Below are 25,603 nucleotides of genomic sequence, written 5' to 3'. Positions count from 1 at the left end.
TCACCTCTCTACGGTTTCCATAACGAAGGCTTCGATGACGTCGCCTTCTTTGATGTCGTTGTATTTTTCGAGAGTGATGCCGCATTCGTAGCCTTGAGCTACATCCTTCGCGTCGTCCTTGAACCGCTTCAACGAATCGATCTTGCCTTCGTAGACCACGATGCCGTTTCGAATCAAGCGAGCTTCGGCCGAACGGGAGATCTTGCCTTGCGTGACCATACAACCCGCGATCGAGCCAACCTTGGATACCTTGAAGACGTTGCGCACTTCAGCATGGCCGATGACGCTTTCCTTGAAGATCGGATCGAGCATCCCCTTCATGGCTTGCTCAATTTCCTCGATGACGTTGTAGATGATGCGGTGCAGACGAAGATCAACCTTCTCCTGATCGGCAGCGAGCTTCGCTTGCGGTTCCGGACGAACGTTAAACCCGATGATGATGGCGTTCGATGCCGAAGCGAGCGAAACGTCGGATTCCGTAATGGCACCGACACCGGTGTGAATGATCTTCACGCGCGCACCTTGTACGTCGATCTTTTCGAGCGAGCTTCGCAGGGCTTCAGCAGAACCTTGAACGTCTGCTTTGATGATGACGAACAGATCCTTGATCTCGCCTTCCTGGATATGTTTGTACAGATCATCCAGGGTAACACGGACGTTGGCGCCCATCTCCGACTGCCGCAGAGTGATTGCGCGGCGCTCAGCGATATCGCGGGCTTTGCGTTCATCTTCATAAGCGAGGAACGGATCGCCAGCATGTGGGACTTCGGTGAGACCGGTGATTTCAACCGGCGTTGAAGGCCCCGCCTCCTTAAGTTTCTTGCCTTTGTCGTTTACCATGGCGCGAACGCGACCGAAGCAAACACCGGCAATAAAGCTGTCGCCGACCTTGAGCGTCCCGTTCTGGATCAGCACGCGAACGACCGGGCCTTTGCCCTTGTCGAGCTCAGCTTCAATGACCGTACCTCTGGCGCGTTTGTCAGGGTTCGCTTTAAGCTCCTTGACTTCGGAGACGAGAAGGATCATTTCCAGCAACTCTTCCAGGTTGGTGCGCTGCTTCGCGGAGATGTTGACGAAGATCGTGTCTCCGCCCCATTCTTCCGGAACGAGTTCATATTCGGTAAGCTCTTGTTTAATTTTGTCCGGGTTAGCGCCCGGCTTATCGATTTTGTTCACCGCGACGATGATCGGTACACCAGCCGCTTTCGCGTGGTTGATAGCTTCGACCGTCTGCGGCATGACGCCGTCGTCGGCTGCGACAACCAGAATCGTGATGTCGGTGACTTGAGCGCCGCGCGCACGCATCAAGGTGAAGGCTTCATGACCTGGGGTATCCAGGAAGGTGATCTTCCTTCCGTTCACTTCAACCTGATAAGCCCCGATGTGCTGGGTGATGCCGCCGGCTTCGCCTTCGGTCACACTGGACTCGCGAATAGCATCAAGCAGCGTCGTCTTCCCGTGGTCGACGTGTCCCATGATGGTGACGACGGGCGGACGTTCCTGAAGATTGGCTTCGTCGTCAACCTCTTCGATGGCTTCGAAATTATCTTCGTCGACGGCGATCTTCAATTCAACCTCTACTCCGAATTCAGTAGCGAGCAGTTGGATGGTATCCAGATCAAGCTCTTGGTTGATGGTGGCCATCGTCCCCATCAACAGAAGCTTTTTGATGACTTCGGAAAGGTCCTTATGCAGCAATTTGGCCATTTCGCCAACCGTCATCGCGCCGCGCACGATGATTTTTTTCGGCGTATTGTCCACCTTTTCCTTACGGACCATAGGAGCTTGATTACGCCCTCTGCCGCGATTGTTGCGATTGCCGCCGGCGCGATCGTCATAACGCTTGCCGGTCTTCTGGCGTTTGGATGCTACGCCTTCATTGGCTTTGACATCCATTTCATCCACGCCGGGAACGAACGCATTTCGATTCGGGCGTCCGCTAGCATCGTGGTTGCGCGCCGGGGTCTTTTCTTTTTCCTTCTCCTTGAGACGACGAGGTTCTGGTCGGTTAGCGGTTGTAGCTGCCGGAGCGGGAGCACTGGCTGCCGGACGTTGTCCATAGCCTCCGCCTTGGCCCTGCGGACGGCCACCTTGACCACCTTGGCCGCCGGAACGGTTAAACCCGCCTTGACCTTGTGGACGGCTGCCTTGGCCGTCGCGGTTGTAACCGCCTTGGCCTTGCGGACGGCTGCCTTGACCGTCGCGGTTGTAGCCGCCTTGGCCTTGCGGACGGCTGCCTTGACCGTCGCGGTTGTAGCCGCCTTGGCCCTGCGGACGGCTGCCTTGACCGTCGCGGTTGTAGCCGCCTTGACCCTGCGGACGGCTGCCTTGACCGTCGCGGTTGTAACTGCCTTGGCCTTGCGGACGGCTGCCTTGACCGTCGCGGTTGTAGCCGCCTTGACCCTGCGGACGCTCATTCCGCGTCGGCTGATCGCCTTGCGGACGTTCCGACCCGCTGGAAGCTTCTTGAGCTTGGCGCTCTACGCCAGCGCGTTCGCTTTGGCTGCCATTGCTGCTCGAAGCCGCTGCCGATCCGGACGCCGCTGGAGCACTTCCTTGGCTTTGCCCTTGGGCCGGCGCATTTCCGGTGCTAGCAGGACGGTTGCTGTTGTTGCTGCCTGCTGTGTTCGGCTGACCTTGGCCGCCTCCTGATTTGGAGCGGTCCCCACCCTGGCCTTTGTGAGCATGGCCTGTGGAGCCTTGGCCCTGCTTGTTGCCGTTGCCGCTTTCCTGTGCGCGTTTGGCGGCTGCATTCGATTTAACATCGTGGAAGAATTTCTCGACGGCATGAACGGATTCGTTCTCCATGACGCTCATGTGGTTATTAACGGAAATATTCAGTCGTTTAAGAATCGTAATAATCTCCTTACTGCTCATATTCAAGGATTTGGCGTACTCGTACACCCTGAGCTTATCTTTATTATTGTCTTGTTTATTCAAATCGTTCCACCTCCGCAGGTTTTCCCTGACTCTCGGTTAACAGCCGAGCAAATCCGCTGTCCGTGACTGCCACAGCAACCCGAGATTCTTTCCCGATCCCGGCGCCGATCTCGTCCCGGGTACCGTATTCCACAAGCGGTATATGATAATGGCTGCATTTGTCGGCATACTTTTTTCGGGTATTATCCGACGCATCAGCTGCGAGGAGAACCAGCTTGGCTTCCTGCGAACGGACGGCATCCAGAACAGCCTGTTCGCCATGAACCACTTTTCCCGCACGCATGGCCAGCCCGAGCCGGTTATAGAAAAGATTACTCATCGTCATCTCCCGCCTCAGCCTGAACAGCCCGAAACTCATCTTCCGACTTGATGAAGTCCTGCTCGAGCCTCCGGTAGATGTCCGCTCCAACCGGCGCCTTCAAAGCGCGGTCGAGCGCTTTGTTCTTCGATGCAAGCTTGAAGCAGGACAATTTGCCGCACAGATAGGCGCCGCGTCCCGACTTTTTGCCCCGAAGGTCAATCTCGGTTTCGCCTTCCGGTGTGCGGACGACTCGGATCAATTCCTTTTTGGGCATCATTTCCTGACACGCCACGCATTTGCGCATGGGGATTTTTCGCTGCTTCATTCGTTCCACCGCCTGTCTTGTTCCCTGTGCTCCCGTACTCGATTAATCGACGCTGATCGAATCCTGGGGTATTTCGTCTGTCAGCGATTTCGGGCGGCCGTATTCCTGTTCCGCCTGAGTCTCGCTCTTGATATCGATCTTCCAGCCGGTCAGCTTGGCAGCCAGTCGGGCATTTTGCCCTTTGATGCCGATGGCGAGCGATAGCTGATGATCCGGAACGATCACGCGGGACATCTTCTCGTTCTCAAACACATTGACCTCCAGCACCTTGGAAGGGCTGAGGGCGTTTGCCACGTAATCCTCTACGGAATCGGACCAACGCACGATGTCGATTTTTTCGCCGCGCAGCTCATTAACGATCGTCTGCACACGGATCCCCTTCGGTCCGACGCAGGATCCGACCGGATCTACTTCGGGATTGCGGGAATGAACGGCAATCTTCGAGCGAAGTCCGGCTTCCCGGGCCACCGAACGAATTTCAACTACACCGTCATAAATTTCCGGCACTTCCAGCTCGAACAACCGTTTGAGAAGTCCGGGGTGGGTGCGGGACAGGAAGATTTGAGGTCCTTTTGTCGTGTTCTCCACCTTGGTGATGTAGGCTTTGATGCGATCGTTGTGCTTGAACTTCTCGCCAGGCATAAGCTCGGTCAACGGGAGCACCGCTTCCACCTTGCCGAGATCGACAAACAGGCTGCGGGTATCCTGCCGCTGCACAATGCCGGTGACGATGTCCTCTTCCTTCTCAATAAAGGCATTGTAGATCAACCCACGCTCCGCCTCGCGAATGCGTTGGGTTACAACTTGCTTGGCGGTCTGTGCGGCGATGCGTCCGAAATCCCGAGGGGTGACTTCGATTTCGACGATGTCGCCGAGAACGAAGTTCCCGCTGATCTCCCGGGCCGCTTCAAGAGAAATCTCAAGGCGGGGATCCAGCACTTCCTCACTGACGGTCTTCCGGGCGTAAACCTTGATGAGCCCCGTCTGACGGTTGATGTCCACACGGACGTTCTGAGCGGTATTGAAATTGCGTTTGTAGCTGGAGATGAGCGCAGCCTCGATCGCATCGATCAAGATGTCTTTGCTGATGCCCTTAGTGGTTTCAATTTCCTGCAGCGCATCGATAAAATCGGTATTCATGACGCTTTTCTGTTCCCCCTTCCAAATAATTGCAGGCTACATCCCGCGGTTAAAAGACGATGGCTAACCGGGCTCCGGCGACCTTGTCGCGCGGAATGTCATATTCCTTCTTCCCCAATTGAACGGTCAGCGTATCATCGCTCACCGCGGTCAGGCGGCCTTCGAATTCCTTTAAACCGTGAATCGGTTCATACGTCGTGATGAGCACCTGCTTGCCTTGCGCTTTAACGAAATCCTGGGGCTTCTTAAGCGGCCGCTCTGCGCCCGGCGAGGAAACCTCCAAAAAATACGCATCCGAAATCGGATCGAGTTCGTCCAGCTTCGCGCTCATGAACTCACTGATTCGGCCGCAATCGTCGATATCAATTCCGCCATCCTTATCGACATAAATGCGCAGAAACCAGTTGCTGCCTTCCTTTACGTACTCGACATCCACCAGTTCGAATCCCTGCTCTTCCAACCAAGGAATTGCGAATGCTTCTACGGTTGACTTGATGTTCGCGCTCAAGCGGCTAACCCCCTTTGTACCATCTTTTTCTGAAGTCCGTTCTCGCAGCCGCCTGGGCGCGCGCACGAATAATCCGACCCGCAACCTTCCCGGACGCATGACGATATACGGCGAAACCGTTCCTGATGCGAAGGAACGGAGCCGTTTACCCGACAAATCAGAGCGGCAAGGCTGCCGTATACATATGAGGTCTGATTTATAAATGTAAAGAGTGGGTTTCCCCACTCTCTCGCAAACGGACGTTTACTTTCATTATTGCCAAAAAAAATTATACCATAACCGGTGAACCCTTACAATAGCCGTAAAGCAAAAAACCTTTACAATTGCCCGGATTTATTGGATTCAGAAAAAGTCTCCGAATTCAAACTGCCAGTTGGTGTAGGACATATCATATCCGTTCACAGGTCAATCCGTTCTGTGGATTAGGCCTACTAGAAGAGCGAAAGCTGGTTCGACTCCGGCATTCCACGGAAACAGCCAAGCGAAGTCAGCAGCTCCACAACGGTCTTTGAAGCCTTAGCACGCCGTTGGAAATCTTCCACCGATAGGAAGTCTCCCTCATCCTTAGAAGCAGCAATCTGCTTGGCCGCATTGTCTCCAATCCCGGCTATGGCAGAGAAAGGTGGGATCAAGGAGTCGCCGTCGACGAGAAACTTCGTGGCATCGGACCGGTACAAGTCGAGTGGCTTGAAAGAAAATCCCCGTGCCGTCATTTCGAGACCCATCTCGAGGATGGGGCACATCGCCTTTTCCTTTGGAGCAGCCTGGAAGCCCTTGCCTTCGATTTCGATCAGCTTCTTCAGAATCGCATCATAGCCCTGGCAGAACAGTTCGATATCGAAGTCCTCCGCCCGTACCGAAAAATAGGTGGCATAGAAGGCGATGGGATGATAGAGCTTGAAGTAAGCGGTCCGTACCGCAGAAATGACATAAGCGGAAGCATGCGCCTTCGGGAACATGTACTTGATTCTCTCGCAGGAATCAATGTACCAAGCCGGAACGTTGCATTTGCGCATTTCCTCTTTCCATTCCTCGGACAAGCCTCTCCCCTTCCGCACGCTTTCGGTAATTTTGAAGGCGAGACCCGCATCCATCCCCGCCTTGTAGATCAGGTAGAGCATGATATCGTCCCGGCAGCCGATTACGGTTTTGATGGTGCAGACGCCGCGCTTGATCAGTTCCTGGGCGTTGCCAAGCCAGACGCCGGTTCCGTGTGACAAACCGGAGATCTGCAACAGGTCGGCAAAGCTGGTGGGATGCGTCTCCTGGAGCATCTGCCGAACGAAGCCGGTGCCCATCTCGGGAATGCCGTAAGTGGCAACCGAAGTGCGAATCTGGTCAGGTGTAACCCCGAGCGCATCGGTGGAGCTGAACAGGCTCATCACCTTCGGATCATTCATTGGAATCGTCGTCGGATCGATGCCGGTTAAGTCCTGGAGCATCCGCATCATCGTCGGATCATCGTGCCCGAGAATATCGAGCTTCAGCAGGTTCTCTTCGAAGGAGTGATAGTCAAAATGGGTCGTCATCCATTCCGCGCTCGTGTCGTCCGCGGGGTACTGGACCGGCGTGACATCCTCGACATCGATATAATCCGGTACGACGACGATACCGCCGGGGTGCTGCCCGGTGCTGCGCCGAACACCCGTACAGCCCATGGCTAGCCGCTCCACTTCCGCCTTGCGCCATGTTTTACCAAGATGCTCTTCATATTTCTTCGTATAGCCGAAAGCGGTCTTCTCGGCTACCGTGCCGATGGTGCCCGCCCGGAAGACGTTCTTCTCGCCGAACATGACCTTGGTGAAGTTATGAGCCTCCGGTTGGTATTCCCCCGAGAAGTTAAGGTCGATATCAGGAACCTTGTCTCCTTTGAAGCCGAGGAAGGTTTCGAACGGAATGTCCTGTCCTTCTCCCTTCAAGGGACCGCCGCAGTTCGGGCAAGCCTTGCTCGGAAGGTCAAAGCCGGACGGAATGCTCCCGTCGGTGAAGAACTCGCTGTACTTGCACGCCGGGCACGTATAATGCGGCGGCAGCGGGTTAACCTCAGAGATACCGAGCATCGTCGCCACGAACGAGGAGCCGACCGAACCCCGGGAGCCGACCAGATAACCGTCGGCATTCGATTTTTTCACAAGTTTTTCCGAGATCAGGTAGTTGGCGGAGAAGCCGTAGCCAATGATCGGCTTCAATTCCTTCTCGAGACGCGCCGTCACGATCTCGGGAATCGGCTCGCCATACATTGCCTTGGCCGTCGTATAGCAGGTGGAGCGGATTTCCTCCTCCGCCCCTTCGAGAATCGGCGAGAACAGACCGTTGTCGGTAGGACCACCTTTACGCGGGAACAGGCTGATCTCCTCGAACTCGTCCGCCAGCCGGTCCGTCGCTTCGACGACGACCTCTCTGGCCTTCTCCGCTCCGAGGAACGCGAATTCCTCCAGCATTTCATCCGTCGTGCGGAAGTGGGCGTCCGGCTTGCGCTGATCCTTCAGCGGACTGAAGCCGGTGATACCGTTGATCGTGATGTCGCGGCAAATCTTATCCCGCGGGTTCAAGTAATGCACATTGCCAGTGGCGATCACCGGCTTGCCCAGCTTATACCCGATCTCGCAGATGGTCCTCACCGCTTTTTCCAGATCCAGCTTGCTTCCCACGAGGCCCTTGTCGAGCAGATGCAGGTACATCTCGATCGGCTGGATTTCAAGCACATCGTAAAATTCGGCCACCCGCTCCGCTTCATCGCGGGTTTTGTTTAGAACCGTTTCGAAAAACTCGCCTTTCTCGCAGCCGGAGATGACCATGAGGCCCTCCCGGTATTCAGTCAATTTGGTGCGAGGAATCGTCGGCACCCGATTAAAGCTTTCGGTATGTGACAGGGAGATCAGCTTATAGAGATTCTTCTTGCCAGCCTGCGTCTTGGCGTAGATGTTGCAGTGAAATGGCCGCTGGTTGGAGAGATCCTTACCCATGTTGTCATTTAATGCTGACAGCTTGGCGAAGCCTCGCTCCTGTACAGCATCCTTGAGCATGCCGTGCAGGATACCCCCCAGCGCTTCAGCGTCGTCGATAGCGCGGTGATGGTTCTCCAGGCTTACCTTGAACTTGGCTGCGAGTGTATTGAGTCGGTGGTTCTTCATATCCGGATACATGAACCGAGCGAACTCCATGGTGTCGAGCACCGGATTCGACAATGTCGGCATCCCGAGCTGCTTCAGGTTGGCTTGAATGAAGCCCATGTCGAACGTCGCGTTGTGAGCGACGATGACGCAGTCTCCGACAAACTCAACAAATTCCGGCAGCTTCTCCACAAGCTCCGGAGCTCCTTTCACCATGTCGTCGGTAATGTTCGTAAGCTGTGTGATGTTATACGGTATTGTTTCATGCGGATCGATGAAGGTGGAGAATCGATCGATGACCTGGTCCCCGCGCATCTTCACCCCGGCGATTTCAATGATCTTGTTGTTCACCACGGACAAGCCCGTGGTTTCAATGTCGAACACCATGTACTCCGTGTCTGTAAGGGAACGATCATCCGCCTGCATGACGATGGGGACCGCATCGTTCACGACGTTCGCTTCCACGCCGTAGATGACCTTGATGCCATGCTTCTTCGCCGCTTTCCCCGCTTCCGGAAAAGCTTGTACCGTGCTGTGATCCGTGACCGCGATCGCCTTCATTCCCCATTTGGCCGCGGTCTTGATATATTCATCAATCGGCGTAATGCCGTCCATCGTGCTCATGGCCGTATGAAGATGGAACTCAACCCGCTTCTTTGCAGCTTCATCCTTGCGGGCGGGAGGAGCGGATACCTCGCAGAGGTCCGACGGCATGAACATCAGCTCAGGCGGTTGGCTGAACGTGTCGTATTCGATTTTACCGCGCGTCTTGATCCATTTGCCGTTTTCCAACAGGCTGTAGACCTTGGCGTCTTCCTTGTTGCGAGCAAATGCTTTGACCATGATCGAATCGGTGAAATCCGTCAGGTTGAACATGAACAGGGTATTGCCATTCTTCAGCTCTCGGGAATCGAGGCCGAACACCATCCCCTGAATCGTAATTTTCTTTTCGACATCCTGAATGGTTTGAATCGGAACCGGGGTATCCCTAATGTCGTAGCCCAGCATCAGCTTGACTTCCGCCTCTGCCAGCTTCGCGGATTCGTTCTCCTTCTCAATGGAGGTGAAGATCTCTTGAACGACACTGTTACCTTCCTGTTCGATCAGCTTGGCGAACTGCTCCATTTCCTTCTCGCGGTTGTCGGAAACGGTAAGCGTGACCTGGCAGGCATGTCCGAAGTAATCGTTGAAGAAGCGGATGATGAGACGGTCGAGCTGCTTCTTGCGGGCGAGATCCAGACCGATACTGTCAAGCAGATGGAGGGTGATGCGCGTTCCGTCCACTTCCATTTTCGCCTTCGTCAGCCAGCCGTTGATGGAGACTTCCTCCCGCTGGATCCACTCGATGAGCATCCCCCAATATTCTTCGACGAGCTTCTCTTTTGGACAAGCATCCCCGTAGCGGATGACAAAACGAATTTTCGCAATATGTTGAAATTTCTCCTGAATAATCCGGCAAAAGGATCGATAAACATCCGCCGGAACCAGTGTATCTTTAGACAAATGGATGGTCCAGAAGCGGTTCTCTTGGCTGACCTCCACCTGGTCGATATAGCCGTCGGCGAAATAGGACGCCACCACTTCCTGCGGAACTTCGGCAGCCTGCATCAGCTGCTCAAAGCGGGTTCTCTTGTCCGCCAAACTGCTCAAATCAGATCACCTCAAACTCAAGTCTCTCACAAAAAATTTTTACTAGGCAGAAACCGCCACAAAGAAAGAGCAAAGGAACGGACTCGTTTCCCAGTCCATCCCCGTGCTCTTTCTATTGTAGCGGATTGAATGGCTTTCTACCACTTGAAAAATAAAGAGATTCGACTCCGATCTAGAGCGTGTCTTCAAGCCCGTGGTATCGCCGGAGCTTTTAGGGTTTCTTTTTTTAAGACACGCTCAATGCTTTACCTACGCGCTGCCAGTCCTTCAAGCGTTTTGCGACTTAAAAAGGGAGCAAGGCCGGCCAAGTGAATAAACTGCCCTCTCTCCGCCGCCAGCTCCGCCAAATGATCGAGCGTCTCCCGGCTGACAAAAGGAGCGAGTGCCATCAGATTGTGATCGAGCCCGTTCCTAGCCCAATCGATCGCCAAACGGTCGAGTACCTCCCGGCTCACGAACGGTGCAAGCGGCTGAAGCTGCCGTAAGATTCCCGGCTTGCCGCTAGCCGATTCCGCCAGCTTGTCCAACACCGACCGGCTCAAAAAGGGAGCAAGCCCGACCAAACCCTCGTAATCCACTTCCGATTCCGCCTGCTCGGCAAGCTTATCGAGGGCTTCGCGGCCTAGAAATGGCGCAAGCGGCACCAGCTCGGATAACCGCTTCGACTTCGGTGCGTCAATCCAGTCGACCTCCTCCTCCGTCTGCATCGTCTGAGTCGGCTCGTGGGTCTGTCCATTCTCCGCCGCTTCCTCCACTCGGGCGTCAAGAGAAGCCCGAAGCGGCTCCACCTCATTCTCCGGTGTGACTTGCAGCGAATCCGAAGCTTGCGAGTTTCCTAACAATGCGTCTACGCTCACTCCGAAGAGCTCCGCCAATTCCGGCAGCTTGGAGATATCCGGCATCGAGGTTCCTCTCTCCCAATTGCTCACCGCTTGATAGCTGATGTCCAGACGGTCAGCGAGCTCCATTTGGGTCATGTCGGCCTTCTTGCGCAGTTCATTGATCGTCTGGCCCACCTGTCTCATATCGAACATCTCGTCAAATCCTTTCGAGTTGGATTCATCCTCGTACGTTGTCAGCTTAAAACCGTGCTCTCCGCAGAACTTCCCATACCCTTTCATGACGATTCATCTCCACACGATTAGGGCTGACAACGCACCAGCGATCGCAACAAGTGCTAGTTGATCAAGCGTTGTCGAGCGGTTCAACTTACTTCATTCCGAAGCTCTTCCTCAAATAATCATCCAGAAATCCTTTTGAAAGAAAAGGTAGAATCGGTTCCAGCGCTCGAATGCCATGCTTCTCCATCGTGTCGCCTGCTAAGCGTCCAAGTGTTTCCTTATCCAGAAAAGGCGCCATATCTTCGATAGCGTCCAGTCCTTTCTTCTCGTAAAGCTTCTCTGCCATCCGCCCGAGCTCCTCTTTCCCGAGAAAGGGAAACAAATCCTCGACCTGACCCCATTTATCCTGATCCATCAAGATGTTAGCGCACTGTGCTAAGGTATCTCGGCTGGCAAAAGGGGCGAGGTCTTCGATGTCTTTTCCGTTGCGAATCAGGGCAAGAAGGATCTTGTCCATGAATTCTCTAGGGAGAAACGGGGCGAGATCCTCGACGTCCTCCCCGCTCTCGGCCATTCCGAGTGCGATCTCTCCGAGCAGATCCCGGCTGAGAAAGGGAGCGAGATCCTCCAAGCCTTCCTTGTCGCCGGAAGCGACCGAGGCCGCCGCCAGCTGATCGAGGGTATCTCGGCTGAGAAAAGGTGCAAGCTCCACGACATCCTCAAGTCGGGTTGCTTTCATCATACGGGCCGCCACCTTCTCCGCCTGCTGCGGTTTTAAGATCGGAGCAATCTCCACAACCTCTTTCGAGCTCACCTCATGGTTGTTCATGTATTCCTCTACCTTGTTCTCGATCACACTATGTACCAGACCGGGATTCGAAGTTTCTCCCAGCAGCCGATCCACGCTCACTCCAAAGATCTCCGCGAGCTCGGGAAGCTTGGAGACGTCCGGCATCGAATTTCCCCGCTCCCAGTTGCTGACGGCTTGATAGCTGATGCCCATTCGATCCGCGAGCTCCAATTGGGTCATATTGCTTTCTTTGCGCAATTCACTGATGGTTTGTCCTACTGCTCTCATGTCGAACATGTCGTTCATCTTCCTTTCGGTTGGGATGAGTCTAGCTTAGCGGCTCGTCCGGTAAAAAGGCTATCAAGCATTGATTGAGAGAGTGCGATCCGCTTCACTCAAGCATCAGTTGAGTTGGCTTCATTCTAGATAATGGATCTCTTGGATGGGTTTCGATCAGTCGTTCAGCATTCATTCTTTCAGGAGTTTCAGGGGGATCGAGACGCAACCTACCGCCGGTTCTAGTACGCCGAGAATACAAAACAGCCTTGTCCTCCGGAAAGGAAGACAAGGCTTGTTCTTCTTAATATGCGCGGCCAAAGACAACGGTATGCTTAGCAGGCTCGCCGCAGCATACGCAGGTTGCTTTCGTCTCGGCGGCTTCGAACGGGATATTGCGGCTCGTCGCACCGGTTTCTTCCTTGACCTGAGCTTCGCAGGCATCGGATCCGCACCAGCCAGCAAGAGCAAACCCCTTCGTTTCTTCCAGGAAGCGATTCAGCTCGTCCATCGTGTCTACGGATGTGAAATGCTCTGAACGGAACTGCTTCGCCTTCTCGAACATCTCCTGATGAATTTGGATCAGCATCGCTTGGACTTCTTCCGTAAGATTGTCCTGAGAGACGATTTTCTTCTCGCCGGAGACGCGGGAGACGAGGACGGCTTGTCCGCTCTCCATATCGCGGGGACCGATCTCGATACGCAGCGGAATTCCGCGCATTTCGTATTCGTTGAACTTCCAGCCGGGGCTTTGGTTCGGATCGTCATCGACCTTGCTGCGAACGCCGGCTTGCTTCAATGCGGCGTTGAGCTCTTGCACGCGAGCGACAACCGGCTCGCGCAGCTTGGGAGGACCGACTGGAATCATGACCACCTGTGTCGGAGCAACCTTCGGCGGCAGAACAAGACCGCGGTCATCCCCATGAACCATGATGATGGCGCCGATCAAACGGGTGCTGACGCCCCAGGAGGTCGTATGACAGAAGGTGTGGGTGTTTTCCCGGTTCAGGTACTTGATGTCGAAAGCAACGGCGAAGTTCGTTCCCAAGTAGTGGGAAGTTCCGGCTTGTACCGCCTTGCCGTCCTTCATCATCGCTTCGATCGAATAGGTGTCCACCGCACCCGCGAATTTCTCCGATGGAGTCTTCTGCCCCATGATGACCGGAATGGCGAGCACCTCTTCGACGAACTCGCGATAAATCTCCAGCATCTGCATCGTTTCCCGGCGGGCGTCCGTTTCGTCTTCGTGAGCGGTATGCCCTTCTTGCCACAGGAATTCGCTTGTTCTCAGGAACGGCTGGGTACGTTTCTCCCAGCGGACGACATTCGCCCATTGATTGATCAAGAGCGGCAGATCCCGGTAAGAATTGATCCATTCGGAATACATATGTCCAATCATCGTCTCGGACGTCGGCCGGATCGCCAGTCGCTCTTCCAGCTTCTCGCCGCCTGCTTCTGTCACCCATGGAAGCTCGGGATTAAAGCCTTCGACATGCTCCTTTTCCTTTTGAAAGAAGCTCTCCGGTATGAAGAGCGGGAAGTAGGCGTTGCGATGCCCCGTTTCCTTGAATCGCGCATCCAGATGCTTCTGACAAAGCTCCCAAATTTCATAGCTGTCCGGCTTGAATACGATACAGCCGCGGACGGGCGAATAGCTCATCAGGTCGGCTTTCTTGATGACATCGATGTACCAGCGGGAGAAATCCTCACTCTGCGGAGTAATCTCTTTGACGAATTGTTTTTCCTTATCCTTCGACATGGCAACCTCCAGCCAAGATGCAACGTTCGCCGCCTCCATCGGGAAGAGACGCGTTTCATCTAGAAATAGTAACCTCTCAAGAACTGCATACAAACTCTATCCTATAGAAATGACACAGCCAGGACCCTCCTCCATTCGAGGAAGCCCCTGACGCGCATTCCGTTTAGGGTTTAGAGAAATCAACCTTGAAACAGACGCAAAATATCGTTGTAGGTAACGGCGATCATGAGGAGCATGAGCATGGCAAACCCGATGAAATGAACGAGACTTTCCCGGTTCGGATCGACCGGCTTGCCGCGCAGCGCTTCAATGATGAGAAACACGAGCCGACTTCCGTCCAACGCCGGTATCGGCAGCAGATTGAAGATGGCGAGATAAAGACTGAGCAGCGCGGACCAGCGGATCATCGGGGCTACTCCCGCCGAAGCGATCTCGGCCGTGAATTTGACCGTTCCCACAGGACCAGCAAGGTCATCCATCTTGAAGTCGCCGATTACCAGCTTCTTGAAGCCGGCCAGAATCTGCTCGGTCATGAAGGTCATATCCTTCCATGCGTTAGTGATGGCTTCTCCCGCTTGGGTGCGCCGAGTCTCATAACCGAGGGCGGTCCCGATGCGAACGGTCTCGCCCATCTGCACGGGGGTCACTTCCTTCTGCAGCTGTTCTCCTCCGCGATTCAGGATCAGCTGAACCGGTTGTCCGGAGGATTGCTGGATCAGCTCGACCAAACGGTCTCCATTCGGACCGATGGCTTCTCCGTTCACAGAGAGAATGACATCTCCCTGCTTCAAATCGGCCTTGGCTGCGGGACTTCCCGCTTCCACCTGACCTAGCTTGATATGAGTCGGGATACCAGCGGATAAGGCATAGATCAAGAACAGCACGAATGCGAGCAGAACGTTCATCACAGGGCCAGCCAAGATCGTAAGGAAACGCTGCAGGACGGTCTTGCCGCCGAATTGACGGTCCTTCGGAGCGATCTGCGTCTCTTTTCCTTGGCTGATGATTTCAGCCTTCGGATCTACAGCAAACCGATGGCTTTCACCATCAACCTGAAGGACAACGAAAAGACGCTCTTCCAGATCAAAATCTTCGATCTCGCCGACGAGGAGATTCGGCAAGCGTTCAAATCGGTCCGTATGCAGCTCCGTAATCTTGTTATCCTTCAATCGAATCCCTACGGTTTGCCCAGTCGCCACTTGTAGAATCTCGGGGTCTTCACCTGCCATGCGGGCAAAGCCGCCGATCGGCAGCAACCGAAGAGTATAACGGGTCTCGCCGCGTTTATACGAAAATAGCTTCGGGCCGAAGCCAATGGCAAATTCTCTCACCAGAATGCCTGCGCGCTTAGCAAAATACAGATGTCCGAATTCATGCAGCGATACCAAGACAAAAAACATCAGGATGATCTGTAAAGCGATTTGGATGGAATTCATGGGCTTCTACCCTCCTTGCTGCGGATGTTGACGGCCATTTATTGTTCTAAGATTACCATGTTTTCCGAGAACAATACAAGCCGGGCCGCTCCACGTAAACATATGCGCGATGCGGTTCTCCGATGCCTGGATAGCGGCATTAGCTGCGCGGCCGCACCTCCGCCGCATGTCGTCTTGCTTCGGCATCGGCTGCGAGCAAATCATCAAGCCCAGGGCTTGCGATCGTTGCATGTCTCTCTACAGTCACGGCTATAACATCCTCGATACCGAGGAACGAGATTTCTCCCCTCAGGAATCGAGCGACCGCCGTCTCATTCGCAGCATTAAAGACAGCTGGAAGAGTCCCTCCCGCTCTCCCGCATTCATAGGCGTATCTCAAGCAGGGATAACGATCGTAATCCATCTCGCGGAAATGAAGGAGTCCAATTTGCGCCAGATTGAGAGGCGTCGTCGGAGTCGAAAACCGGTCTGGATAGGTGAGCGCGTATTGGATAGGCACGCGCATATCGGGATTACCCAATTGAGCGATCACGCTGTTGTCTTGAAACTCCACCATCGAATGGATCACACTCTCGGAATGAAGGATCACATCGATCTGATCGTAATCCATACCAAACAGCCAATGCGCCTCGATCACTTCGAGCCCTTTGTTGACCATAGTAGCCGAATCGATCGTGATCTTGGCTCCCATGGACCAATTGGGGTGATTGAGTGCTTCGGCTACGGTAACTCCGCGAAGCTGGTCCCTCGTGCGATCGCGGAAAGAACCGCCGGAGGCGGTAATGATCAATTTGCGGACATCGCCAAGCTTCTCTCCGTTCAAGCATTGGAAAATCGCGGAATGTTCGCTGTCAATGGGCAGCAGGCGGACTCCCTTCAGTTGGGCCGCCTTCGTGACCAGATGGCCGGCGCTGACGAGGGTCTCCTTGTTGGCGAGTCCGATGTCCTTGCCTGCTTCAATCGCTGCAAGCGTTGGCCCAAGCCCCATGCTGCCGACGACAGCCGTGATTACGAGGTCCGCCTCCGTACCAGCGGCGGCCTCCGTAAGCCCCTCCGCTCCCCAAACAATCTTCACGGAGGAATCGGTTAACGTGCGCAGCCGGTCTGCAGCTTCTTTATTATGTACAGATACCAGCTTCGGCTGGAATCGGCAAATTTGCTCGGCGAGCAGATCGACATTCGTGCCTGCGGCTAATGCTTCAACCTGATAACGATCCGGATCATGAGCGATGACATCGAGAGCTTGGGTTCCAACCGAGCCTGTCGATCCGAGAATAGCTAGTTTCTTCATAAGGTTCACCTCACAATAAACCAATCAGATGCAGGAATGGGAAAACGATCAGCCAGCTGTCCGTCCGGTCGAGGATACCGCCGTGACCAGGAAGGAGAGTGCCGGAATCCTTCACGCCCTTCACCCGTTTGTAAGCGGATTGAATCAGATCTCCAAGGGTCCCTACTACCGCGATGACAACCCCCATGGCCGCAGCATGTCCAAGACTGACCCACTCAGGTTTCGCGAAGTGGAAGGAAATCGTAACGATGACCGCGATGACGATGCCGCCGACCGCACCCTCTACCGTTTTATTCGGGCTGATCGCAGGCCATAGCTTCGTCAGTGTCCAAAGCTTGGCTTTGCCGATCAGACTACCGGTGAAATACGCTCCCGCATCCGATGCCCAGATGGCAAGAAAAACAAAGAGTGTCCAGAACAACCCGTGTTCTCCGGTCAGCCGAGTCTCGATCATGTAGCGGTAACCGATTCCCAAATAAGCGGCTCCGAGGAACAAATAGGCCGCTTGATCGACGGTTGTGCGGTTCTTGGTAAAAACCGTCACGCTGAGAAGAAGAAATAGCAGAAACCAGATCAACCGCTCCGGCGTTACCACTTCTTCATAACGGAGACCCGGTTTGAAAGCCGGAACGAGAAACAATGCGAGTCCCCCATAACCGCAGAGAACGGCGGCCTGCACCCTTCCCAGCTTGTTCATTCGAACGAATTCGTCGTATCCGATTAGTGCCATAAGAGTGATTAAGCCTGCATAGGCGTAGCCGCCAATAGCCAACATCCCGATAAACGCACCGCCTGCTAGGACGCCGGTGATGATTCGCGTGCGCATGAGTCAAAGGCTCCCTTCGATCATTTCAATCTGCCGTAACGCCGGGTTCGATGTTGATATTCACGAATCGCTTCGAAGAAATCCTCATCTCCGAATTCTGGCCAGTAGCGATTGGAGAACCAGAATTCCGTGTAGGCCGATTGCCAAAGCATGAAATTGCTGAGCCGAAGTTCACCACTCGTGCGGATAAGCAGATCCGGATCCGGCATCCCAGCTGTGAGCAGCTTGCCGGCAAAATGCGATTCGGTGATGCTATCCGGGCTAAGTTGCCCCTCTGCTGCTTCTCGAGCCACCGCTTTCACTGCTTCCAGAATTTCGCGGCGTGAGCCGTAATTGAGCGCAAAATTCAAGATCAATCCAGTATTGTGGCGAGTATCCGCTTCGGCTTGATCCAGAGCGGCTAACGTGTGTCCGGGAAGTCCTTCCCGCCAGCCGGTCATGCGAACTTGGACATTCTTCTCGATGAGTTCCTGCAGTTCAATGGCGAGAAACTCCGAGGGAAGCTTCATCAGATAATCGACTTCCTCCTGCGGGCGGTTCCAATTCTCCGTGGAGAAGGCATACATCGTTAAGGCTTTAACTCCAATGGAATCGGCGGCGATTGTCACCCGTTTCACCGCCTTCATGCCGGCGTGATGCCCTGCGATTCGAGGAAGACCTCGCTGCTTGGCCCACCGTCCATTCCCGTCCATGATGACGGCAACATGCTCCGGAACATTCTCCTGCTCAATCGCAGGAGCTTTGTCCGATCCTATCTTCGACTTTTTCCATAACCGAACCATAGTTACCTCCAGCGCAGACTGCAAGAAGTATCGCAGCCTTGTCTTCATTCAGAAAGAGGCGTTTTCTTACCCGGTGAACCGGGACTCAAAAACGCCTCTTTGACCGATATGCAAATGGGTTGCTGCATCGAACGAGATGCAAGCCGGGGGTTAAACTTCCATGATCTCTTTTTCTTTGGCAGCGAGGATCTTATCCACTTCGACGATGTAACGATCCGTCAGCTTCTGGATTTCATCCTGATGCCGGCGAGTTTCGTCCTCGGAGATGCCGTCGGTTTTCTCCAGCTTCTTGATGTCGTCATTGGCATCACGGCGGATATTCCGGACGGCCACCTTGGCCTCTTCCCCGAATTTCTTGGTCATCTTGGCCAATTCAGCACGGCGCTCCTCTGTCAAAGCAGGGATGACGATCCGAATGACCGTTCCGTCATTCGACGGGTTAAGACCGAGTTCGGATTTGAGGATCGCCTTCTCGATGGCCCCCATTGCGGACTTGTCCCAAGGCTGAATCAGCAAGGTACGGGAATCGGGGGTGGTAATCCCGGCCATTTGATTGAGCGGGGTCATCGAACCGTAGTATTCGACTTGAATCCGATCCAGGAGGGATGCAGAAGCGCGTCCGGCCCGGAGGCTGGCCATTTCCCGTTTCAGGGCGACCATCGCTTTTTCCATGCGTTCTTCCGCGCTTTTTTTCACGGATGCTGGCATTACACGACACTCCCTTGTACGATTGTACCGATTTTATCACCCAGCACCACTCGCTTGATATTGCCCTCTTCCATAATGGAGAAGACGATCAGCGGGATGTTGTTGTCCATGCAAAGCGAGGATGCCGTTGTATCCATGACACCGAGGTTGTTGCTGATGACTTCTAAATAAGTCAGAGTTTCGTATTTAATCGCCGTCTTGTCTTTGAAAGGATCGGCGGAGTAGACACCGTCCACTTTGTTTTTAGCCATTAGGATGACTTCCGCTTCGATTTCGGCGGCGCGGAGAGCGGCCGTCGTATCGGTGGAGAAGAACGGGTTGCCGGTTCCTGCCGCGAAAATCACGACACGGCCTTTTTCAAGATGACGCATAGCCCGTCTTCGGATGTAAGGCTCCGCAATTTGCTGCATGGAGATCGAGGTTTGGACGCGCGTGGGAACCCCCACGTTTTCAAGCGCATCCTGCAGAGCGAGAGAGTTCATGACGGTGGCGAGCATTCCCATGTAATCGGCGGTTGCCCGGTCGATTCCTTTGGCGCTGCCGGCAATTCCCCGCCAGATATTACCGCCGCCGCATACGATGGCGACTTCCACGCCGAGCTCGTGAACGCTCTTCACTTGTTCCGCTATGGAATTGATGGTCTGGGAATCGATTCCATACCCCAGCTGGCCGGCCAGCGCTTCACCGCTGAGCTTCAGCACGATCCGTTTAAACTTGGGCTGTTCCAAACCTGGTTACCTCCATTAAGTAAGATAAATGCCGGATTCCATTTCAAAGGAAGGAACACGCATGGCGCCCCTTCCCTCTCAAACGAAACTTTACGATTACATTTTGGCTTGAGCCATAACTTCTTCTACAAAGTTGTCTTGTTTCTTCTCAAGACCTTCGCCCAGCTCGAAGCGAGCGAAACGGCGAACCGTGATGTTTTCCCCGATGGTGCTGATTTTTTCATGAAGCAGTTGGGAAATCGTTTTGTCCGGATCCTTGATGAAATCTTGTTCCAGCAAGCAGAACTCTTCGTAGAATTTGCTGAGACGGCCTTCTACCATCTTGTCGACGATTTTCTCCGGCTTGCCTTCGTTCAAGGCTTGGGTGCGGAGAATTTCGCGTTCCTTCTCGATGTCCTCAGCCGGAACTTCTTCCCGACGAACGTAACGCGGGTTGGTTGCGGAGATTTGCATGGCGATGTCCTTAACCAGCGCTTGGAAAGCATCCGTCTTGGCAACGAAGTCCGTTTCGCAGTTAACTTCGACGAGAACGCCGATCCGTCCGCCAGCGTGGATGTAGGAACCTACAGCGCCTTCGGTTGCAATGCGGCCCGCTTTGTTAGCGGCAGCTGCGAGACCTTTTTCGCGAAGGATTTCAGAAGCCTTCGTGATATCTCCGTTTGCTTCGTCCAATGCTTTTTTGCAATCGAGCATGCCTGCTCCGGTTTTTTCGCGCAATTCTTTGACTTGGGCTGCTGTTACGGCCATGAGTGTTACCTCCTGTATATGTGGGGGAATTGGTTTTGGGTTCACGGATATAAAGAAGGGGTGGGTGTCGGTTCTTAGACCTTCAACCCACCCCCGCTATTTCATGATTTAAGCTGTTGTTTGTTCGCCTTGATGCGCTTCGACAACGGCGTCTGCCACCTTGGAGGTGAGCAGCTTGACGGCGCGAATAGCGTCGTCGTTACCCGGAATGACATAGTCGATTTCGTCCGGATCGCAGTTCGTATCGACGATGCCGACGATCGGGATACCGAGTTTGCGGGCTTCCGCTACGGCGATGCGTTCTTTGCGGGGGTCGATGATGAAGAGTGCGCTCGGCAGATTCTTCATGCCTTTGATGCCGCCCAGGAACTTGTCAAGGCGTTCTTGTTCTTTCTTAAGAAGGATAACTTCCTTCTTCGGAAGAAGTTCGAACGTGCCGTCTTCGGCCCATTTCTCGAGCTCGTGCAGACGAGAAATCCGTTTTTGAATCGTTTGGAAGTTGGTCAGCGTGCCGCCGAGCCAACGTTGGTTGATGTAGTACATTCCGCAGCGCTCAGCTTCTTCCTTAACGGAATCCTGAGCTTGCTTCTTGGTTCCGACGAAGAGGAACGTGCCCCCATCAGCCGCAACACTCTTAACAAAGTTGTAAGCTTCTTCTACTTTCTTGACCGTCTTTTGCAGGTCAATGATGTAGATTCCGTTTCTTTCGGTGAAGATGTATTTGTCCATTTTCGGGTTCCAACGACGGGTTTGGTGACCGAAGTGTACCCCAGCTTCCAGAAGCTGTTTCATGGAAATAACTGCCATCTCCACACACCTCCTCAATATGGTTTATTTTGTCCTCCGCCTTTCTCATTTTCGTCCGGGACTGCCTGTGCGGCAGCACCTCCGTACGAATTAAAAGGCGTGTGTGTTCTTGACACCGCTAATTACTATACCACAGAAGCTTTCACCAATGCAACCATTCTTCGACAGCATTTCACTCTTTCGCTTCATCCCAAACTGACCCAAAAAAAGAAGGCAGCGCCTCGCTAATTACGTTCCCGTTAGCTCAGCCACTACCTTGTCGATATCGGAGTTCAATTCGAAGACATGCATGCCTGTAACCAATTTGTGCTTCTGACGGGTATCCCTGAGCCGTTCGCCAAAAGCAACCCGATCCTGAACGACGCCTGCTTGAGAGAGATACTCCGTAATCGTGTTGGAGCTCATCCCATTATAGATGTATACGTAGCGTTTCGTTGATTCGGCCGCTTGCTCCGGAGATGAAGTCGGAGTTGATGTCGGGGTCGAAGTTGGGGATAAAGTCGGCGTCGACGTTGGAGTTGCCGTCGGCTTCTGCAGCTGCTCATAGTCCTCTTTGGTAAGGATGACCTTACCCTGCTCTTCTGCGGCTTTCTCCAGCTGCTCTCCAGTCCACGCCGTTGAAGTCGGAGATGGAACAGGCGATACGTCCGGCAAAGAGGACGGTACAGCGGTTGAACCGATAAAGCTTAGCTGGACCAAGATCGCCCCGATCATAATACCCGTTCCCAGACCGAACAAGAATTTTCGGCTTCTAAACATAATCCTCTTCCTCCTGCTTCGCAAGCTGCAGGATCAAAGTCGTTTCTCCCTTGCTGAGGCCGATTTTTCGGGCTATCTGCTCAATGGATTTGCCTTCGGCATGGAGTTGGAAGAGGTCCGGATAACGGCCGCGAATGCTTGAATCCTTGGCCTCCGGTCGACGATTCTCCTCTGTGGGATATTCTTCCTTCGCAACGGCGTGCGCCGATTCTCTTTGCCGGAAGACCTCCGGCATATAGACTGCCTGTCCCGCTATTCCGTGTGAGAATGAATGTTGGCTTTCTCGTTCGGTGAGACGCACCACTTGTGATCTCAGCTCTTGGATCTGCGAATCAAGAATAACGGTTTTCGCTTCCCACGCGTCAGCCCGTAGAGCGTATTCCTGTTTCATGCTGCTCATGGCTTCCAAAAGCTTGCGATTTTCTTCTTCCAGGCTAGCCGTAACCAAGTCCATGGCATTCTCGATGTCAGCCGTCACCGGATTCGACGGTTCTGGTTCTTTCCGAGTCCAGGAGAACAGAACGCATAAGATCCCGATGATCACCACCACTACCCATGGCTCCAAACCGCCCATTTTACTAGCCTCCTATCTGTGAAACCGACCCTCGTTACAATGTGATATCCAACCGATGGCCCTTGTAGGGATGCTGGGCTTCCATACCCTCCTGCTCCTCCGGAGGAAGAGTGGAGGAGTGCGGTTTGGCTTGCCCTCCGCCCTTCCCTTTCTTGCGCTCTTCCGAGCTGCGGATGGAGCCGCCTTCCGCTTTCGTTGTCTGCGGGCTTCGCTTCCGTTGGACCTCATCTTGCTTCATCTGGCTTGCTGCGGCCGCGGATTGATCCCAGGTGGGTTTCTCGGAGAGCTGTCTTTGAACGAGACCTGCATCATGATGTTTATGTACAGCGATCTGCATATCGATGGACTTAAAACTCATGGCACCTTCGCCTCCTGGCATATCGAATACTCTTTGCTCCGCAGACATGCAAGCCGTCAGTTTCCGGTCAGCAGGCCGATATCCCCATCGATGATACGGAACTTCACCCTGGATACCGGATCCTTGATAAAGCGAGTATACCGGCCCATCACGATCTTCGCTCCACCGTATATGACGGAGCCGACTTCAATGATAGCCGTATTTGTCTGTTCTTGAAGGCTTTCCAGCTCCAAGAGGCGCTCTTTCATCAAGTTGATTTCATCCACGGCTTTGCGCTTGGTGTGGTTCAGCTTTATCCGCATCGCCATCTTCTCCATGGAAAGCTGCCCGCTCGCCGCCAAGGGATCCAGCAGCGCCAGAGCTTGCTCCGTCTTGCGGAGAGCTTCGGTGTTTTCCTTGAGCTGAGTCCGTAAGGAAATCAATTCGTTGCGTCGTTCCGGAAGAACGCCAACCTCAATGTTCGTTACCGTAGACAGAGAATTCCCGATCGTCCGTGCTTCCACCCGTTCACCCGCTTGAATGGTCCCGCCGACAATCAAACCCTTGGCTCCGGTGCACAGAACTCCTCGGCCCGCACGGATCACCGAATGCATGATGCTCTGGGTGATGATGACATCCTCTCCGGCTTCAACACGGCCTTCTTGGATAAAGGAACTCTTGATATTTTTGCCCGCTTTGACAATCCCTTTGTTCTGACCGAGAATACCGCCACTGATTTCAATGGAGCCATCCGCGTAAAGCTCGGCCGCTTCGACTCCGCCAGTGATGCGAATGTCCCCGGAAGCTTTGACCCGGAAGCCGCTCCTCACATTTCCTCGGATGACCACCGATCCGACGAAGTCGATATTTCCGATGTTGTAATCCACATCGCCGTTCACTTCATAGATGGGAAATACGTTGATCTTGTCTCCATCCGTCCGGGTGATTACGCCGTTGATAGAAGAGAATAAGGCCGTCTGCTCCGAATCCGTCATGACGTTTTTGCCGACCTTGAGGCGAGCGTCCTTCCCTCTTTTGAACGGAATGGGATCGCCTTTTACGGTCATGCCCGGAACGCCATCCTCTGGAAGGATGCGTTCCGCGATTTTGTCTCCTTGATTCACGTTGAGAATCTGGGTCATTTCCCGGTAATCCACCGTTCCATCTTCCAGCATTCTCGGTTTGCGGACGTGCCCGTCCAAGTCAAAGAGAAAGCGAATAAAACCATCCTTACCATCCTGAGGAGCCGTTCCCGTTGCCGCCGTGATGAGTGTATTCAGATAAGATCCAGGTGAAGCCGCCAGTTTATCGATCGTTTGCTGCTGAATTCCATAGACGATGCCATTCCCCCGCAGAAACTCAATGACTTCATTCGAGGTGCAGCTGAAGCTCTCGTCCATTTGCTCCAAGATGAGCCAAACCGTGAGCTTGTCGTCTGAAACCTTAAGTTTAATATAGTGGTCGATCGGATATCGTCTCGATCCCACACGATTTCCCCCCTTACATGCACTAGTGTTAAGTCCGGGATCAATCGCTCAGCAACTGGCCTTTCAACCGGTTTAAGGACCCTCTTAGCCGAAGAATCGCCTTGGAGTGAAGCTGGGAGATTCGGGATGGCGATAGGCTCATCACTTCGGCAATTTCGCTTAAGGATAGCTCCTCGTAATAAAACAAGGAAACGACTGTCCTTTCCTTTTCCGTCAATCGGTCTATCGCTTTCGCCAATGTTTCTTTTTGAAAAAACTCGTTCACCCGATAATCGGGATTCCTTGCCTTTTCGTCGACCAGATAGGCGAGCCGGGATTCGTATTCATCGTCCTTCACCGGTTCGTCAATGGAAGAGATCGTGGAGACCGCAACCTCCTGCAGCATCTGTCGGAAATCGCTCTCGTTTACTCCAAGAAACTCGCTCATTTCCAGATCTGACACGCTTCTCATGTATTGCTGCTCTAGCTTTTGGTAGGCATCTTCAATCTTCTTGGCCTTTTCCCGAACGGATCTCGGAACCCAATCGTTCTGCCGGAGCCCGTCGATCATCGCTCCGCGAATCCGCCATGAGGCATACGTTTCGAACTGCAATCCGCGTTCGTAATCAAACTTCTCTATAGCGTCGATCAAACCGAGAATTCCGGTACTGATGAGGTCTTCTTTGGCGACGGATTTGGGCAACCCGATGGCGAGCCGTCCCGCAGCGTAATCCACCAGGGAAAGATAGGATTCGATCAGTTCCTTTTTGGCGTTCTCGTCTCCCTCTTCCTTCCATCGCTTCCACAAGGATACCCCGGATTTGAGAGATTTGCCGCTTTCTTTCACGGTCTTTTCTTCACCACCTTACTCCTCGGACATCGTCCTGAGCGCATCTGCGAGATGTTGTGCACTTTGCTCCGTCTTGGTTGTCAGCTTAGGAGGCTTAAGCGGTTCAAAGGAAGGCTCAGCCGGTTCTTGATGCATGATGAGGCGATTCAATTCATCATCCTCTGCCGGAGTCGTCAGATCCAGAGAACGGCCTACGTCATTCTGATCATCGGGCATGTCCCGAAGCGCGTCCGAAAGGTTGGGTGCCGGAGGTGCGGACAAGACGCCCAAGATCCATTTCACGGCAAGTCCTAGCAGAAACAGCAGTGCAGCACTGAGCAGCCCTCGAATCAAGGAAGTGCTCAAGATATTACGGGACAGGGATAAAAAGAAGGTAAACACAAAGCCGGCTAAAGCCACGCCAAGCGGCAAACGGATGGATTCCTTCAT

General features: G+C 53.8%; 23 protein-coding genes. All 23 read right to left on the bottom strand.

The features are described 5' to 3' along the window. The 23 genes from infB to BN2684_RS20500 all read right to left on the bottom strand — a co-directional run bounded on the left by infB (position 1) and on the right by BN2684_RS20500 (position 25,603). On the bottom strand, positions 1-2,940 hold the full coding sequence (gene infB, locus BN2684_RS20610) for a translation initiation factor IF-2 (RefSeq protein ID WP_058303975.1): 2,940 nt from the start codon (positions 2,938-2,940) through the stop codon (positions 1-3). After that, positions 2,933-3,265 (bottom strand): L7Ae/L30e/S12e/Gadd45 family ribosomal protein, encoded by a 333-nt coding sequence (locus tag BN2684_RS20605; RefSeq protein ID WP_058303974.1) that lies wholly within the window; start codon positions 3,263-3,265, stop codon positions 2,933-2,935. Before BN2684_RS20605 ends, infB begins: the two co-directional genes overlap by 8 nt. Then, a complete protein-coding gene (gene rnpM, locus BN2684_RS20600) occupies positions 3,252-3,566 on the bottom strand; it encodes an RNase P modulator RnpM (protein WP_058303973.1) in 315 nt (104 codons plus the stop codon). Before rnpM ends, BN2684_RS20605 begins: the two co-directional genes overlap by 14 nt. A 42-nt stretch (positions 3,567-3,608) precedes the next feature. Next, entirely contained in the window at positions 3,609-4,706 is a 1,098-nt protein-coding gene (gene nusA / locus BN2684_RS20595; RefSeq protein ID WP_058303972.1) for a transcription termination factor NusA, read from the bottom strand. Positions 4,707-4,755: 49 nt separating this feature from the next. After that, complete coding sequence (gene rimP, locus BN2684_RS20590; RefSeq protein ID WP_058303971.1) at positions 4,756-5,214, bottom strand: ribosome maturation factor RimP; 459 nt, start codon at positions 5,212-5,214, stop codon at positions 4,756-4,758. Positions 5,215-5,645: 431 nt separating this feature from the next. Next, positions 5,646-9,977, bottom strand: a complete 4,332-nt coding sequence (locus BN2684_RS20585) for a PolC-type DNA polymerase III (protein ID WP_058303970.1) — start codon at positions 9,975-9,977, stop codon at positions 5,646-5,648. A 245-nt stretch (positions 9,978-10,222) separates the two neighbouring features. Continuing rightward, the gene (locus BN2684_RS20580; protein ID WP_058303969.1) at positions 10,223-11,098 is read right to left on the bottom strand and encodes a helix-turn-helix domain-containing protein; all 876 of its coding nucleotides are present in this window, start codon (positions 11,096-11,098) and stop codon (positions 10,223-10,225) included. Positions 11,099-11,186: 88 nt separating this feature from the next. Then, positions 11,187-12,125, bottom strand: a complete 939-nt coding sequence (locus tag BN2684_RS20575; RefSeq protein WP_058303968.1) for a helix-turn-helix domain-containing protein — start codon at positions 12,123-12,125, stop codon at positions 11,187-11,189. A 283-nt stretch (positions 12,126-12,408) separates the two neighbouring features. Further along, complete coding sequence (gene proS, locus BN2684_RS20570) at positions 12,409-13,863, bottom strand: proline--tRNA ligase (RefSeq protein ID WP_058304659.1); 1,455 nt, start codon at positions 13,861-13,863, stop codon at positions 12,409-12,411. A 179-nt stretch (positions 13,864-14,042) separates the two neighbouring features. After that, a complete protein-coding gene (rseP, locus tag BN2684_RS20565; protein WP_058303967.1) occupies positions 14,043-15,299 on the bottom strand; it encodes an RIP metalloprotease RseP in 1,257 nt (418 codons plus the stop codon). 139 nt (positions 15,300-15,438) lie between these two features. Beyond that, a complete protein-coding gene (locus BN2684_RS20560) occupies positions 15,439-16,590 on the bottom strand; it encodes a 1-deoxy-D-xylulose-5-phosphate reductoisomerase (RefSeq protein ID WP_058303966.1) in 1,152 nt (383 codons plus the stop codon). A gap of 10 nt (positions 16,591-16,600) precedes the next feature. Continuing rightward, positions 16,601-17,416 (bottom strand): phosphatidate cytidylyltransferase, encoded by an 816-nt coding sequence (locus tag BN2684_RS20555; protein WP_058303965.1) that lies wholly within the window; start codon positions 17,414-17,416, stop codon positions 16,601-16,603. Between the two features lie 20 nt (positions 17,417-17,436). Then, on the bottom strand, positions 17,437-18,198 hold the full coding sequence (locus BN2684_RS20550) for an isoprenyl transferase (RefSeq protein ID WP_058303964.1): 762 nt from the start codon (positions 18,196-18,198) through the stop codon (positions 17,437-17,439). A gap of 150 nt (positions 18,199-18,348) precedes the next feature. Then, positions 18,349-18,906: a ribosome recycling factor gene (frr, locus tag BN2684_RS20545; protein ID WP_058303963.1), complete on the bottom strand. Its 558-nt coding sequence runs from the start codon at positions 18,904-18,906 to the stop codon at positions 18,349-18,351. After that, positions 18,906-19,634 carry a UMP kinase gene (gene pyrH / locus BN2684_RS20540; protein ID WP_058303962.1) on the bottom strand — a complete coding sequence of 243 codons (729 nt, stop codon included), beginning with the start codon at positions 19,632-19,634 and terminating at the stop codon, positions 18,906-18,908. The genes frr and pyrH overlap by 1 nt, the downstream gene beginning before the upstream one ends. A 96-nt stretch (positions 19,635-19,730) precedes the next feature. Then, positions 19,731-20,381, bottom strand: a complete 651-nt coding sequence (gene tsf / locus BN2684_RS20535; protein ID WP_058303961.1) for a translation elongation factor Ts — start codon at positions 20,379-20,381, stop codon at positions 19,731-19,733. Between the two features lie 108 nt (positions 20,382-20,489). Beyond that, positions 20,490-21,188, bottom strand: coding sequence for a 30S ribosomal protein S2 (gene rpsB, locus BN2684_RS20530; RefSeq protein ID WP_058303960.1), 699 nt, complete (start codon positions 21,186-21,188; stop codon positions 20,490-20,492). A 228-nt stretch (positions 21,189-21,416) separates the two neighbouring features. Continuing rightward, positions 21,417-21,947: a hypothetical protein gene (locus BN2684_RS24770; protein WP_058303959.1), complete on the bottom strand. Its 531-nt coding sequence runs from the start codon at positions 21,945-21,947 to the stop codon at positions 21,417-21,419. Beyond that, positions 21,940-22,521 (bottom strand): hypothetical protein, encoded by a 582-nt coding sequence (locus BN2684_RS20520; RefSeq protein ID WP_058303958.1) that lies wholly within the window; start codon positions 22,519-22,521, stop codon positions 21,940-21,942. The genes BN2684_RS24770 and BN2684_RS20520 overlap by 8 nt, the downstream gene beginning before the upstream one ends. 34 nt (positions 22,522-22,555) lie before the next feature. Next, positions 22,556-22,879, bottom strand: coding sequence for a hypothetical protein (locus BN2684_RS20515; protein WP_058303957.1), 324 nt, complete (start codon positions 22,877-22,879; stop codon positions 22,556-22,558). A gap of 56 nt (positions 22,880-22,935) precedes the next feature. Beyond that, positions 22,936-24,345, bottom strand: a complete 1,410-nt coding sequence (locus BN2684_RS20510) for a DUF342 domain-containing protein (RefSeq protein WP_058303956.1) — start codon at positions 24,343-24,345, stop codon at positions 22,936-22,938. Positions 24,346-24,385: 40 nt separating this feature from the next. Next, positions 24,386-25,171 carry a FliA/WhiG family RNA polymerase sigma factor gene (locus tag BN2684_RS20505; protein WP_058303955.1) on the bottom strand — a complete coding sequence of 262 codons (786 nt, stop codon included), beginning with the start codon at positions 25,169-25,171 and terminating at the stop codon, positions 24,386-24,388. An 18-nt stretch (positions 25,172-25,189) separates the two neighbouring features. Further along, positions 25,190-25,603, bottom strand: coding sequence for a hypothetical protein (locus BN2684_RS20500; RefSeq protein ID WP_058303954.1), 414 nt, complete (start codon positions 25,601-25,603; stop codon positions 25,190-25,192).

Source organism: Gorillibacterium timonense, from assembly GCF_001457415.1.
GTDB lineage: Bacteria > Bacillota > Bacilli > Paenibacillales > NBRC-103111 > Gorillibacterium > Gorillibacterium timonense.
Note: the sequence above shows the minus strand (reverse complement) of the source record. Positions and strands in the feature narration are given on the sequence as shown.